Here is a 14410-nt window from a genome sequence, read left to right as displayed (position 1 = left end):
CTAAAAGTTAAATATTGCTTTTATAATATCTTATTTCATACATGTAGGGGGTCACGGCTGCAATCTCCGACGACATTCCCGCCTGAGAACGGATTACGAGCTGCACCTCACATCCGTAGCCGAGGTAATAGAGCGGCAGCTGCACTCCTTCGCCCCATGTCGACGACGCTACTGACTGATAATTGCCGAAGCGTATCGACTCGGCGCTGTTGACCATGCTTGAAGCGTTGCCTTCCGGAGTGGGGTACACGCCGTTGTCATATCCCGCAAGGTTGTAGCGCAAAAAGCGGAAATATACAAGGTCATTGTATTTAGGACGGTTTTCCATGTCGCCCTCGCGAATGACTTTCATGTAGACGTTGCCATCTTCGTCCATGCGGTAATAGGGCGCGTCTTTAGCCGGGTCTTTTGCAAGGTCGCTCATGATTTTTCCGATAGCTTCCTCATGCTCTTCGCCGGTTGCTGCAGTGGCTCCCGACTCCTTATATATTTTTTCGGCGAGGCTGCGTCGTGACTCGAATACAGAGTCGGCGGGCACGTCACCTACCACACGCTGGTCGGCAAGGTAGTTGTTGATAGCCTTTGTCTCGTCACGAAGCAGGTCGGCGTAACTTTTGCTGTCGTTGCATGAAGACATGGCGACAGAAATTAACAGGCATCCGGTAAGTGATAGAAATATATTTTGAAGTAGTTTCATGTCAAATGGTGTTGTAAGAGTGGGTATTTGTTATTTTATTGTTTTTGATTTGAGGTATTGCTCCATGTCGGCAAGCGTGGACTTGAACATTTCTACAGCCTCTTCGAGAGAACATTCTATTTCGCCGCCGGCTGCGTTAACGTGTCCGCCTCCGTTGAAATACTTTTCACAGATTTTGTTGACCGGGAAATCGCCTTTGCTCCGGGTTGACACCTTGATATGGTGCTCGTCTTCGCGGAGAAACACCGAGTAGATTACGTCTTCAATCGCCAATGGTTCGTTGACAAGCCCTTCTGTGTCGCCACGCTGATAGTTATAGCGCTTGAGCTCATCGGCAGATAGAGTCAGCAACGCAGCCTTGTGTTCAGGGAAAAGCTGCATGTTGGAGACGGCATATCCGTTTAGCTTTAATACATTTGCTTTCTTTGTGTCCATGACGCGCTTGTAAATCTCATCCTTGTTGATGCCTTTTCTCACAAGCTCTGCGATGACTACATAAAGGTCAGGGTCATTGGAGTTGTAGGAGAAGTTGCCTGTGTCGGTCATCATGCCTGTATAGATGCATGTCGCCGCCTTGCGGTCAATCATGTTGAAAAGCTCAAGACGGCAAAGAAGGCGGAATAGAAGCATTGATGTCGACGACTGGTCGGGGTGGGAGATTGCCACGTCGGTAAAATCCTGCGGACTTTCGTGGTGGTCGACAAGTATCTTCCTGGCGCTTGCACTCTCAAGGGCGTCTTTCATGCGGTCGACGCGGTAGAGTGCGTTAAAGTCAAGACAGAATATCAGGTCGGCGTCATTAAGAAGCTTTCCTGCAAATTCAGTATATTTTGAGTAAGGCACAATATCTTTTGCGCCTGGTAGAAACCTGAGGGTTTCCGGAATCCTGTCGGGGGTCACTATGCGGGCCTCCTTGCCTATGTTGGCAAGGGTGTGGAGCAAACCGAGCGACGAGCCTATGGCGTCTCCGTCAGGTGCCATGTGACACGTTATCACAATGCGGTCGCTCTCCTGAAGCAGGTCGCTGACAGCTTTTACTTTAGATTCCGATATGACGGGTCGTAGCATTTATTTGTTGATTTAGCCTATTTATCAAGGAGCAAAGTTATCAAAATTAACCGATATTTTCAATAGAGATTGTCGACTCTGATTAAAAGTTGTTTTTTTATTATGAAACAGGTTGATATTTTGATAATTTTTTGCGAAATTTGCAATCAAAACATATGGACATATATATTACTAATCTATAACTCATTAAGTCAATGAAGAAGAGTGCACTTCAGAAAGCCCGTGCGGCTTATCAGCCCAAATTGCCGATTGTGCTTACCGGCGCTGTAAAGGCGGTAGAGGGCAAGGCTACTAATTCGGTGGCCGATCAGGAAGATATCAAGAATCTGTTTCCCAACACATACGGTCTTCCCGAAATCCAGTTTGAGAAGGCTGCATCGGCAGGCAAGACCGAGCCTGTAAATGTAGGTGTTATCCTTTCAGGAGGTCAGGCTCCCGGCGGACACAATGTAATCAGCGGTCTGTTTGACGGTATCAAGAAGGTACATCGCGACAGCCGTCTGTACGGCTTCCTTATGGGCCCCGGCGGTTTTGTTGACCATCAGTATGTTGAACTTACCGCCGAAATTATCGACGAGTATCGTAACACAGGTGGATTTGACATCATCGGTTCAGGAAGAACAAAGCTTGAGACCAAGGCTCAGTTTGACAAAGGTCTTGAAATCCTGAAAGAGCTTAACATCAAGGCTCTTGTCATCATCGGTGGTGACGACTCCAATACCAATGCCGCTATCCTCGCCGAGTATTATAAGGAAATCAACGCCGGTGTTCAGGTAATCGGCTGTCCGAAGACTATCGACGGTGACCTCAAGAATGAGGTGATTGAGACCTCTTTCGGCTTCGACACCGCAACTAAGGTCTACAGTGAGGTTATCGGTAACATCCAGCGTGACTGTAACTCATCAAAGAAATACTGGCACTTCATCAAGCTCATGGGACGTTCTGCAAGCCACATCGCTCTTGAGTGTGCGCTACAGTGTCAGCCCAATGTCTGCATCATCTCCGAGGAAGTTGAGGCAAAGAAGCAGACTCTTAACGACATCGTTAACTCTATCGCCGATGTAGTGGCTGCGCGTGCTGCCAACGGCAATAACTTCGGTACAGTCCTCATCCCCGAGGGTCTTATCGAGTTCATCCCTGCGATGAAGGCTCTTATCGCCGAGCTCAACGACCTCCTTGCCGCTAATGCCGAAGAGTTTGCAAAGGTTGACCGTCAGAACCAGCTTACCTGGATTGCAGAGCGCCTTTCTGATGACAACACTGCGATTTTCACCAGCCTTCCCGAGGGCGTGGCTCGTCAGCTTTGTCTTGACCGTGACCCCCACGGCAATGTTCAGGTATCGCTTATCGAGACCGAGAAGCTGCTCGGTGAGATGGTGGCACGTCGCCTGAATGAAATGAAGAGCGAAGGTCGCTATGTAGGCAAGTTTGCGTCGCTCTACCACTTCTTCGGCTACGAAGGACGCTGTGCCGATCCCTCTAACTTTGATGCCGACTACTGCTATGCTCTCGGTTTCAATGCCGCATGTCTTATCAATTCAGGTGTCACCGGTTACATGTCAAGTGTGCGCGGTCTTACCAAGCCCTCTGTACAGTGGATTGCCGGCGGTATACCTATCACAATGATGATGAACATGGAGCGCCGCCACGGAGCCATGAAGCCCGTTATACAGAAAGCGCTTGTCAGCCTTGACGGTGCGCCGTTCAAGAAATTTGCATCTAAGCGTGACGGATGGGCGATCAACACTGACTTCGTTTATCCCGGCCCGATCCAGTATTTTGGACCGGCAGAAGTGTGTGACCAGCCCTCACTGACCCTTCAGTATGAGCACCGTTAACATCATGGATTGATGGCTGACGGCAAAAGATAAAACCCGAATCACAGCTTGCAGGGACCGCCTCGGGGGAGCAATGTCGCTCTCAGGCGGTCCCTTTTTTGTCTAACCGGCTGCAATGCCGGGAGCTGCCCCGGTGTGCTGAAGATTTCTCTCTGAAAACGGCGTAATAGTTGATTTGGATTTTGTTATTACAGATAAAAGCACTAAATTTGCAGTAACATACTTACCCCGCTTCCCGTAAGAACAGCGCGCTCAGGGTAAGTTTTTATTTTTTTATGACACTTCCACACTATAATCAACCGCAGATCTCGGTTGCCGAACAGATAAGTCTTCTAAAATCGGAGGGGTTAACTTTCTCCGATGAGAACAAGGCACAGCATATTTTGGAAAATATAAGTCTTTTCCGAATGAAGAGTTATCTTATGCCGTTACGACAGACTAATTCGCGTCAGTTTAAGGAGGGAGCAAGTTTTGAAGATGCCTACTCGCTATATAAGTTTGACTCGGCATTGCGAAAGATGATTTGTTCAGAGCTGGAAAAAATCGAGGTGTCAATCCGTACACAACTATCATTGATAATGGGTGACGAGGCCGGTATATACTGGTTTGAAAATCCGGATAATTTTCGTAACACAAGTCGTCACGCCACTCTGTTGACAAATTTACAGTCCGAATTACGTAGGAGCGATGATGATGCCATTGTCGGCTTCCAACAGCGTTATTCAAATAACTTTCCGCCAAGTTGGATGACGTTTGAAATAAGTTCATTCGGTACATTGTCGATGATGTACAAATGGCTCAACGCCGGTCACGCAAGGCGAAAAGTGGCTCGTTTCTATGGACTGACAGACTCTGTAATGGAGTCTTGGCTACATTCAATCGTATATATAAGGAATATTTGCGCACACCACAGCCGATTGTGGAATCGTCGGTTGAGCATTAACGCAGTCGTACCTCGCAACACACATCTGCCATTTATAAATACTCCGCATGATACAAAAAGGGTATATTACATACTGTCAATTATATTGTATTACCTTCAAGCAGTAAATCCACAAAACACATTCGTTGCCCGTTTCAAATCACTGCTTGCCGAATATCCGAAAGTAGATACTATTGCAATGGGGTTCCCAAGCAATTGGGGGAATGAAACGCTTTGGCAGTAATCGTGCCAGCAAAAACGTGAAGATCGATAACCGTTAAATTCTTGAGGAATATTGTAGGAACAATAAATTTTAATTAACTTTGTGACTACAGACCGTACTGCAAACCACGCCAGCAGGGTAAGATTCATCTGAACCAATCCCTCGGTCTGGGGTTAAGCGGAGCGGGATGTAATAAATATTTGAAAGCGTTTATCCGCGCTGATTCTTGACTTTCCGGAATTCTCGCAAAATTCATTTAGATGTCAAGGATTGAGCAACGGTAGATGCCCGTGGATATGTGATTATCTTGCTTTCGGCATGATATTTCGGGAGAAATATAGCCGGACGCATTGATTGCATATACTGGCGTGGGCTTCTGCGTTGCCATCCGACATCTAAAGGGCAATGCGAGAAGCCTCGGAAAGTAGGATGGTAACAGATACAGATTCCTACGCTTTTCTCTTTGTAAACCAATCTAATGCCAACGAGAGGATGACCACGGCAACCAAAAACTTATGAAAACGCTTGTAATACACAAAGCAAAACAAAATCATGGAAAAACAGGGTCTCTGGATTGTCTGATTCAAAATTTGTGCAGCGACCCTGATTTTGAATTGCTTTATCCATCGGGAAAAGATGAAATCACAGCATTTATGATAGGTCGGTATTCAGAGCATGCTGTGGGTATTATTACATTTGGAGATCCCGGGTATGAAAAAACTCTTCATGAGTGTTTGGATGTTTGTGTCTCTTACAAATGCGATGTCATTATTTCGGCAAGTCGTACAAAGTGGGGCGTATACGATATGTTGAATGATTTTGCTGATGAGAATGGATATGACATCATTGAAACTGCGCCTATATATGTATCCCGATGTAAAGACGACGATTCCAAAACATTGGCTATAAATCAAGCCAATAAACTTACGGCAAATATGATTATTTCCGTGCTAAAGAGCCTCCTGGTATAAAAAACGCGATTAAATTATTCACAAAAACGTAAATTTAGTATGAGTGCACGCATTAATAGATATTTATTGTTCATATTGTTCATTTTTTGTTTGACTGAGAACGCATCTGGAGATGTATGGTTTTCTAAATTGTATGACACTATGCGTGATGAATGGATAATTCTCGGAGATGTTGTTTATGAATTGGATGAGAATACCATGGAGGCTTCTTTCATGGGGCTGTTTGCCGATAATGGTTTATTTGAAAAAGATGAGCTGCATGTGATGATACCTGATTCAATTATGATAAACATGAAAAAGTATGTCGTCTCTAAAGTTTCTTGTTTTGGATGGCAAAGCTTTGGAAGAAATTTTAGTGGCGAAGGAGAAATGCCCAGGCATTTTATTCCGCAACTGATAATACCTTCTACAATCAAAAAAGTTAAGTTATCCGCGAGGTGTAATGGTTATTTTGATGTCGGTGAACTTATAATTGAAGATGGAGATGAACCATTATATTCCGAAGTCCATCGTTATTATGATGACAAGCATCATCCAGATGAATGGAGCCCTTATAGTCATTGGGATATTTATCAAATTACCAAGGGTTACATCGGGCGTAATATTTTAGGCTATAGTCCATTTGCAAGTCAAAAAGGGATAAAAAGTATTGAATTTGGTCCAAATGTAACTATTATTCCTCATAATTTTCTATATGGATCTTCTGTTGAAGAAGATAGCGAACTGTTATCTTTCAAAATTCCTGAAGGTATAAAAATAGTTGGGGATCATGCTTTTGCATCCAATAATATAAATCATTTTGTAGGTCTTGATCGTATAGAAGAAATCGGAAAATACGCTTTCGTAGATAAAGAATTTGAGACACTTGATTTATCTGCTGCTAAATATATTGGCAAAAAGGCATTTTTGCGATGCCGGAATCTAAAAGAAGTTAGATTTTCATCTGATTTGACAGAAATAGGGGATTCCACATTCTTTGAGGATGGAACATCTTTAATGACGGATCTTATTATACCAAAGAATGTAAAAAAAATAGGTGAACGTGCATTTTATGGATATAACTGGTTGCGAAATATTACGTTTTTAGGGGATGAGAAGCCGGATATAGACCCCTATGCATTTGGTAGCCAGAGGCTAATAAATACTTCATGCTTTTTCCCAAACGGAGATTCCACCTGGGGGCGTTTTTGCTTCAATCATGTGATATTTGGAAAACAAATATCACTTAACATTAATTTGGAAAGAAGTGGAGATTTAATAATGTATCTTCCGTTAGATAGTCTTGATAATGTGACTTCTTTGAAAATAAGCGGAGCAGAACTTAATCAGACAGATGTATTGGCGATTAATAAATTAAAAAATCTTATCAAATTAGATTTAAGTGAGTATAGTGAAGTACCTTACAGAATAAAGGAAACTGATGGGTCTGCTTTACAATATATATCATGGATTCCTGACAAATCTAAATACACGCCGTTTGTTCATGAAATATTGAATAGCGTTGACTCTGAGCGGATAAATTTGAATGTCTGTTGTTTAGAGTCTTTTGTGATTTCAGATAAGGTTAAGGATATTTCGCTCAAGCCGTTTGGCCCGTTTTTTTCCAATTTATATTGTGAAACTGAATATCCGCCAAGGCTTGAAATTTCAGACTCGATGTATGAATATGTGACATTGTATATTCCGAGGGGTAGTTATCCAAGATATTGGTTGGATGACAAATGGAATAAGTTTAAGAGTATTGTTGAGTATGACAATAGTATCCCTGTCTCATCATTGACTATTAATCAGGAATCAGTTGATTTAAAAATTTCCGAAATAGTACAGTTGACCTATGATATAAAGCCTGATGATGCTACTGATAAAACTTTAACATGGAGCTCTGATAACGAAAATGTGGCAATTGTTGATGACAATGGTAATGTTACGGCATTAGGAATTGGTACAGCTATTGTTACCGCAAAGACTAATGATGGTTCGAATCTTTTGGCGTCTTGTAATATTACGGTTTTTAAACCGGAAATATTAGTTTCATCAATATCATTGAGTCCTTCATCTGTAGAGGGAAAAGAGGGTGAGCAAATCAGGGTCACGGCAACCGTCCTTCCTGATGATGCCACTAATAAGATTGTTACATGGAGTTCATCTGATGAAAGTGTGGTGACGGTAGATGATACCGGACTTCTTTCTCTCATTAGGGAAGGAACCGCAGTAATAACGGTATCTGCAACCGATGAATCAGTGGTAAGTGCTTCTTGTGAAGTCACGGTTTTTAAACCGGAAATATTAGTTTCATCAATATCATTGAGTCCTTCATCTGTAGAGGGCAAAGAGGGTGAGCAAATCAGGGTCACGGCAACCGTCCTTCCTGATGATGCCACTAATAAGATTGTTACATGGAGTTCATCTGATGAAAGTGTGGTGACGGTAGATGATACCGGACTTCTTTCTCTCATTAAGGAAGGAACCGCAGTAATAACGGTATCTGCAACCGATGAATCAGTGGTAAGTGCTTCTTGTGAAGTCACGGTTTTTAAACCGGAAATATTAGTTTCATCAATATCATTGAGCCCTTCATCTGTAGAGGGAAAAGAGGGTGAGCAAATCAGGGTTACGGCAACCGTCTTTCCTGATGATGCCACTAATAAGATTGTTACATGGAGTTCATCTGATGAAAGTGTGGCGGCAGTCGATGATTCCGGAGCTATATCATTGTTGAGGAAAGGCGCGGCTGTAATAACTGTATCGGCTACAGATAAGTCTGGTATATATGCTCAATGTGCAGTAGTAGTGACGGAATTATCAGGAATTAAAGATGTCCTGACAGATGATTCCACTTATGTTAAAATATTCAATCTTAATGGTGTGCTTGTCTATGAAGGAATATATGCTGATGCCAATCTTGTCTCCGATTATTATATTTTGGTGTGTGACGGCAATAATATAAAAGTAAGGATAGAATGATACATAATCCTGACCCATTTAATACAATAGCTGAGAAAACAAGTGATTTTCTCGGCTATTGTATTATGTTAACCTCCGGTATTTAAGAGTATTTTATAAAGACTAATTTTGATTTGCCTGGCTTGCCTGTTAGATTTTTTTGCGAGGAAGAAAAATTGTAGTAACTTTGCGGTCGCGTTGGTTTGCCGGCGAGTTTGCCGGTGATTAAAAGGGAACACGGGTGAGAATCCCGGACAGTCCCGCTGCGGTAATTTTCATTAACGGTCTCAGGCTTTCAGCCACTGGATTTCGGCAATACGGATCTGGGAAGGCGCTTGAGTTAAACCGGAAATAAGTCCGAAGACCTGCCTGCGTGTTATAATATAATGTTTTTCTTTCGAGGATGAGAGGACATAAAGAGAATATGATATTGCAGGACATGTGTGTGCGCTGCCTCGTAGTCGGGGCGGTCGCGTTGTCGTGTTTTGACATAAGTGCGGCTGACTCCGATTCAATCACCGGAAAGGTGCATCAGATTGAAGAAGTCACCGTGACTTCGCGTCGCATGCCTAACAAGGTTGCGACTGCAGTGCCGGTGCAGACACTGTCAATCGAAGATATGAATCAGACCGGAGTGCAGAGCGTGGCTGACGCCGTGCGTCGTTTTGCCGGAACCAATGTCCGTGATTACGGAGGCATAGGCGGATTAAAGACTGTATCAGTGCGTAATATGGGTGCGGCTCACACAGCGGTGAGCTACGACGGGGCTCCGGTAAGTAATTGTCAGGCAGGACAGATTGACATAGGTCGCTTTTCACTTGATAACGTAGGTATGCTCTCGCTCGCCGTAGGGCAGACGGAGGATATGCTTCAGAGTGCCCGTCTTTATGCCTCGGCTGCAGTGCTTGGCATCACTACCGAGCGACCTCATTTTGATTGGGGACGCAATGCCTCGTTTCGCGTGAAAATGAGCGGCGGCTCCTTCGGCTATGTCAGCCCGTCGGTAAGATGGTGGCAGAAAATCGGCTCGCGTGTCACAACATCGCTTGACGGGACTTTTCTCCGTGCCGATGGCAATTATCCGTTTACGCTTGTCAACGGTAAGGATGTCACGCGTGAGCGGCGAAACAACTCTGCGATTGACTCCTGGCATGGCGAGGCAAATGTATATTATGACATGCCCGGTGACGGTGACCTTCAGGTAAAAGGCTATTATTTCTATTCCAGGCGTGGCTTGCCGGGTGCGATAGTGTTATATAATCCGGTCTCGACCGAGCAGCTATGGGATAAAAACGCCTTCATCCAGGCGAAATATCGCAAACGCTTTTCTCGGCGATGGGAGCTTCAGGCTCAGGCAAGGTATAATTACGGCTGGAACAAAGACACTGAGGAAGGCCCGCAATTTACCGGAAATCATTACGAGGCGCTTCATAAGCAGAATGAATATTATATGTCGGCGACCGGTCTGTACCGTCCTTTGGATAATGTGACCGTGGCGCTTGCCCAGGACGGTGTTATCAATACCCTTGAAAGCACCATGGTAGGGTGTCCCGACCCTACACGATATACATCACTGACGGCGCTGAGCGCCCGCTGGCAGCAATCTCTGTTGACCGTCAACGGCACGCTTGTCGGAACCTATATCACCGAGCGTGTGAAGAGCGGCGACCGGCCTGCTGATGTCAAGCGTCTTGCGCCTTCGCTGTCGGTCAGTGTAAAGCCGCTTGCCGACGAGATGTTATATCTGAGGGCTATGTATAAGAGCACATTCAGGGTGCCTACATTCAATGACTTGTATTACGACCGCCTCGGAAGCCGTGTGCTGCGTCCGGAGAAAGCCGATGAATTTGACCTCGGGATAACCTGGAGCCGGTCCTTTTTCCCGGCGATGGACTATTTCTCGGTCACTGTCGACGCTTATTATAATGATGTCACTGACAAGATTGTGGCGTTCCCTACGACTTATGCCTGGCGAATGATAAACTACGGCAAGGTGAGGGTGACGGGGCTTGATTTCACTGTATCGACGGCTGTCTCTCTGCCTAAAGGTATTAACGTGATACTCAATGGCTCTTATACCTGGCAGAAAGCCATCGACGTGACTGACAAGGAGTCGCGCAATTATAAAGCCCAGCTTCCCTATACTCCCGAACATAGCGGCAATGCGTCGGCTATAATCGAGACACCGTGGGTCAATGTCGGGTATTCGGTTGTGGCTGTCGGCATGCGTTATTATATGTCGGAAAATATTAAGGCAAATGAAATTGACGGGTATGCCGAACAGACACTGACCCTTTCTAAGGACTTGCGGTTGAACCGCTGTGAACTTACTCTTAGGGGCGAACTGATTAACATTGCCGACGTGCAATATGATGTAATTAAGTTTTATCCGATGCCCGGACGTTCATGGAGACTTACCGGAATATTTAAATTTTAACAGTATAATTGTGATATTATTATGAAAATGAGAAAATTTTATCTTGCAATGGCTGCTGCCGTTGTATTAGGAGGTGTGTTTACTTCTTGTAGCAGTGACGATGACGAGCCGAAATGGAATGACGAGGGCTCTGATATTTCGCTCCCCGAGTCAAGAATGTTCATTCTTAACGAAGGAACGATGGCAAGCAATAATGCGTCAATCAGCTTCTATAATCCCGGTGAAGGCGAACCTAAATTTGTAGAAAACATATTTTTTGACCAGAATGAAGTAAGTCTCGGAGATTGCGGTCAGAGCATGATTAAATATGGCAAAAACATATATGTAGCCGTGTATGGCTCTAATTATATGGTTAAGCTTAACACAGCGTGTGTTCAGCAGGCTCGTACAGTCTTCTCTTCTGACCCCGATCTCATGGGCGGTGTACGCTATATCGCTGCCGACAACGGTTTTATCTACGCGTCTTTCTATGGTGGTGTCGTAGCTAAGATCAATGCGGAAACTCTTGAGGTTGTCGACAAATTGAAAGGTCTCGGCGCAAATCTTGAAGGTGTCGCTATTGAGAACGGCTGCCTTTATGTCGCCAATTCCTACGAGCGCACCACCGATCCGGAAACAGGAAAAAATAAGTACAACTATTTCAAAGACGTATTTGTCATAGACCTCGATACTTTCAAGAAAAAGGAGACCCTTGAAGTCGAGCAGAATCCTAATGTGCTTGTTGAGGAGGATGACAAATTGTTCCTTATCTCCTGGAACTATGGTCGTGAAAGCTACGTGCTTCAGATGATTGACCCCGCCGCAGGCAACAAGGTGAGTGAAATCGGCTATGCGACCAATCTGGCTGCCGGCAATGACATGCTTTATCTCGTTGACTCACGTACCGACTACTCTGTGCGTCCCTACGTCACTACCAATACATTCAGCACCTATGACATCAAGAGCGGCAAGCTGAACAACACCACTTTCTTGAAAGATGCGCCTGCAGAGCTTGCCACTGCAAGCGTATATATGATGACTGTAAGCGAATATACCGGTGACATTTATGTCGGAGTTACCAATTACAGCGCTTCCAACGGCACTATGTACCGATTCAAGAGCGATGGAAGCTTTGTCGGCAAATTTGATTGCGGTGGACAGAACCCGCGTGCCGCAGTTTTCTTTAATTAAAAAAACGACATGAAAATACAGCCTTTGATCAGGTTACTTTTGGTAGCAGTGTTGCCGCTCCTTGCTTCGTGCAAGGGCGGCAATGCTCATATTATCGCGGAAGAGGGCGATACGATAAAGATGAAGTATGCCCGTAATATCAGTCTTGTCAGACATGACGGGTTTACAGTCGCCTCGGTCCGTAATCCCTGGGACACGACGCGCGTATTGCATACGTATCTCCTTGTCCCTGACAGTGTGGAACTTCCGTCCTCCTTGCCTGAAGGGACTTTGGTCAGGACTCCGATGAAAAGGGCTCTCATATATTCGTCGGTCCATAACAGTCTTGTAAGTGAGTTAGGTGCGATTGATGCCATAAAGGGGGTTTGTGATGCCCGTTATATACATCAGCGTGACCTTTCTGAACGTATCGCGTCGGGCGAGGTGGTTGATTGCGGAATAGGAACCTCCCCTGACATAGAGCGCATAATCAATATGTCGCCCGACGGCATAATGCTGTCGCCTTTTGAGAACTCCGGCACCTACGGAAAGGTAGGGCAGCTCGGAATCCCCATCATAGAGTGTGCCGACTATATGGAGACCACGCCTCTCGCGCGAGCTGAATGGATGAGGTTTTACGGGATGCTCTTTGGAAAAGAGGATGAGGCTCAGAAGATGTTTGAGGCTACTGAATCGGAGTATAATGCACTCAAGCGGTCAGTTGCCGCGGCTTCACGTCCAAATGTGATAATCGACCGTCTTTATGGGCAGGTTTGGTATGTGCCGTCGGCCAACTCGACGATGGGTACGTTCATAAAGGATGCCGGCGGAGAAAACCCGTTTGAGTCCTACGACCGCAGCGGCAGTGTGGGGCTTGCGGGCGAAGAGGTTCTCTACAGGGCGTCTGATGCCGACATCTGGCTTGTGCGTTACTCTCAGACAACCGACAAGACGTTGAGCGAACTTGCTGCCGACAATGCAATATATCCGCAGTTTAAAGCGTTGAAAGAGGGTAGGGTGTTTGGCTGCAATACGACCGGTACCTATTTCTATGAAGAGGTGCCTTTTCACCCTCAATGGCTGTTGAATGACCTTATCACTATCTTTCATGACGGAAACGGTGATATAAACGCCACACGTTATTTTACCAAAATGAAACCGTGACATAATGAAGTTTGCAATAATTTCCATATTAGTTGCCGTGTTGTTTCTGCTGAACCTGTTTATCGGTTCAGTAGATATTCCCGCAAGTGAGGTGCTGGATATACTGCTTGGCGGTGACTCCCACGGTGCTGCGGGATTTATTGTGACGGGCAGTCGCCTGCCTATGGCTGTCACTGCGCTTCTCGCGGGTGCCGGGCTCGCCGTCTCCGGACTTATGTTGCAGACTTCATTCCGAAATCCGCTCGCCGGTCCGTCAATACTTGGCATAACATCCGGAGCAAGCCTCGGCGTGGCTCTTGTCATGCTGCTTTTTGGCGGTTCTGTGGTAGTGGGCACGCTTACTGTCGGGGGCTATGCGGCAGTGATATTGGGTGCGTTTGCGGGAAGCCTTCTGATAATGGCGCTGCTTCTCGGGCTGTCGACAATGTTGAAAAATGACCTGATGCTGCTGATTACCGGTATTATGATTGGTTATCTTGCCTCGTCGGTAATCATGCTGCTTAACTATGTGTCGACGGCTGAAGGCGTGCAGAATTATGTGATGTGGGGCATGAGCAGCTTTAACGGGGTCTCTCTGAATCAGCTGCCGCTGTTTTCGGCGATTACCCTCGGCGGTATATTCCTCTCCCTCTTGCTGATAAAGCCGCTTAACGTAATGCTTCTCGGTGCCGGATACGCGCGTAATCTCGGGGTTAACATAAAGCGGGTGAGGAATCTCCTGTTGCTTGCCACCGGATTGCTGTCGGCTGTGATTACGGCTTATTGCGGACCGGTGTCGTTTATCGGTCTTGCCGTGCCACATATCGCGCGCATGATATTCCGCAGCGACAATCATCGCATACTTATGCCTGCCACGCTGTTGTGTGGTTCAGCCGTGGCTCTCGGCTGCTCGTTGCTGTGCATATTGCCGTCGGGCAATGTGATTCCGATTAATGCCGTGACGCCATTGATTGGTGCGCCTGTCGTGTTATGGGTGTTGTTGCGTCATCGTAAATAGA

At 45.6% G+C, this 14410-nt stretch carries 10 protein-coding genes and 1 riboswitch; of the genes, 8 read left to right on the top strand and 2 right to left on the bottom strand.

The annotated features are described in order from the left end of the window. Nucleotides 1-7: 7 nt before the first annotated feature. Both E4T81_RS06955 and E4T81_RS06950 read right to left on the bottom strand, forming a co-directional pair. Nucleotides 8-697, bottom strand: a complete 690-nt coding sequence (locus E4T81_RS06955; protein ID WP_135042762.1) for a DUF4827 family protein — start codon at nt 695-697, stop codon at nt 8-10. A 30-nt stretch (nt 698-727) separates the two neighbouring features. Next, nucleotides 728-1765, bottom strand: a complete 1038-nt coding sequence (locus E4T81_RS06950) for a bifunctional oligoribonuclease/PAP phosphatase NrnA (RefSeq protein WP_135042760.1) — start codon at nt 1763-1765, stop codon at nt 728-730. A 194-nt stretch (nt 1766-1959) separates the two neighbouring features. On the opposite strand from E4T81_RS06950, the gene E4T81_RS06945 reads away from it, so the two are divergent. From E4T81_RS06945 to E4T81_RS06910, 8 genes are all read left to right on the top strand, one after another. Beyond that, entirely contained in the window at nt 1960-3603 is a 1644-nt protein-coding gene (locus tag E4T81_RS06945; protein WP_135042758.1) for a diphosphate--fructose-6-phosphate 1-phosphotransferase, read from the top strand. Between the two features lie 275 nt (nt 3604-3878). Next, entirely contained in the window at nt 3879-4769 is an 891-nt protein-coding gene (locus tag E4T81_RS06940) for an Abi family protein (protein ID WP_135042756.1), read from the top strand. A gap of 494 nt (nt 4770-5263) precedes the next feature. Further along, the gene (locus tag E4T81_RS06935) at nt 5264-5719 is read left to right on the top strand and encodes a hypothetical protein (RefSeq protein ID WP_135042754.1); all 456 of its coding nucleotides are present in this window, start codon (nt 5264-5266) and stop codon (nt 5717-5719) included. 39 nt (nt 5720-5758) lie between these two features. Continuing rightward, nucleotides 5759-8683, top strand: coding sequence for an Ig-like domain-containing protein (locus tag E4T81_RS06930; protein ID WP_135042752.1), 2925 nt, complete (start codon nt 5759-5761; stop codon nt 8681-8683). A gap of 161 nt (nt 8684-8844) precedes the next feature. Further along, a riboswitch (cobalamin riboswitch) is annotated at nt 8845-9050 on the top strand. Between the two features lie 51 nt (nt 9051-9101). Next, a complete protein-coding gene (locus E4T81_RS06925; RefSeq protein ID WP_135042972.1) occupies nt 9102-11099 on the top strand; it encodes a TonB-dependent siderophore receptor in 1998 nt (665 codons plus the stop codon). A gap of 21 nt (nt 11100-11120) precedes the next feature. After that, a complete protein-coding gene (locus E4T81_RS06920; protein WP_135042750.1) occupies nt 11121-12269 on the top strand; it encodes a DUF5074 domain-containing protein in 1149 nt (382 codons plus the stop codon). A 9-nt stretch (nt 12270-12278) separates the two neighbouring features. After that, nucleotides 12279-13412, top strand: a complete 1134-nt coding sequence (locus E4T81_RS06915; protein WP_245207028.1) for an ABC transporter substrate-binding protein — start codon at nt 12279-12281, stop codon at nt 13410-13412. A gap of 4 nt (nt 13413-13416) precedes the next feature. Continuing rightward, entirely contained in the window at nt 13417-14409 is a 993-nt protein-coding gene (locus E4T81_RS06910) for an iron ABC transporter permease (protein WP_135042748.1), read from the top strand. The last annotated feature ends 1 nt before the right edge of the window (nt 14410 follow it).

Origin of the sequence: Barnesiella sp. WM24, assembly GCF_004570975.1 — a bacterium.
Classification (GTDB): Bacteria; Bacteroidota; Bacteroidia; order Bacteroidales; family Muribaculaceae; genus Muribaculum.
Note: the sequence above shows the minus strand (reverse complement) of the source record. Positions and strands in the feature narration are given on the sequence as shown.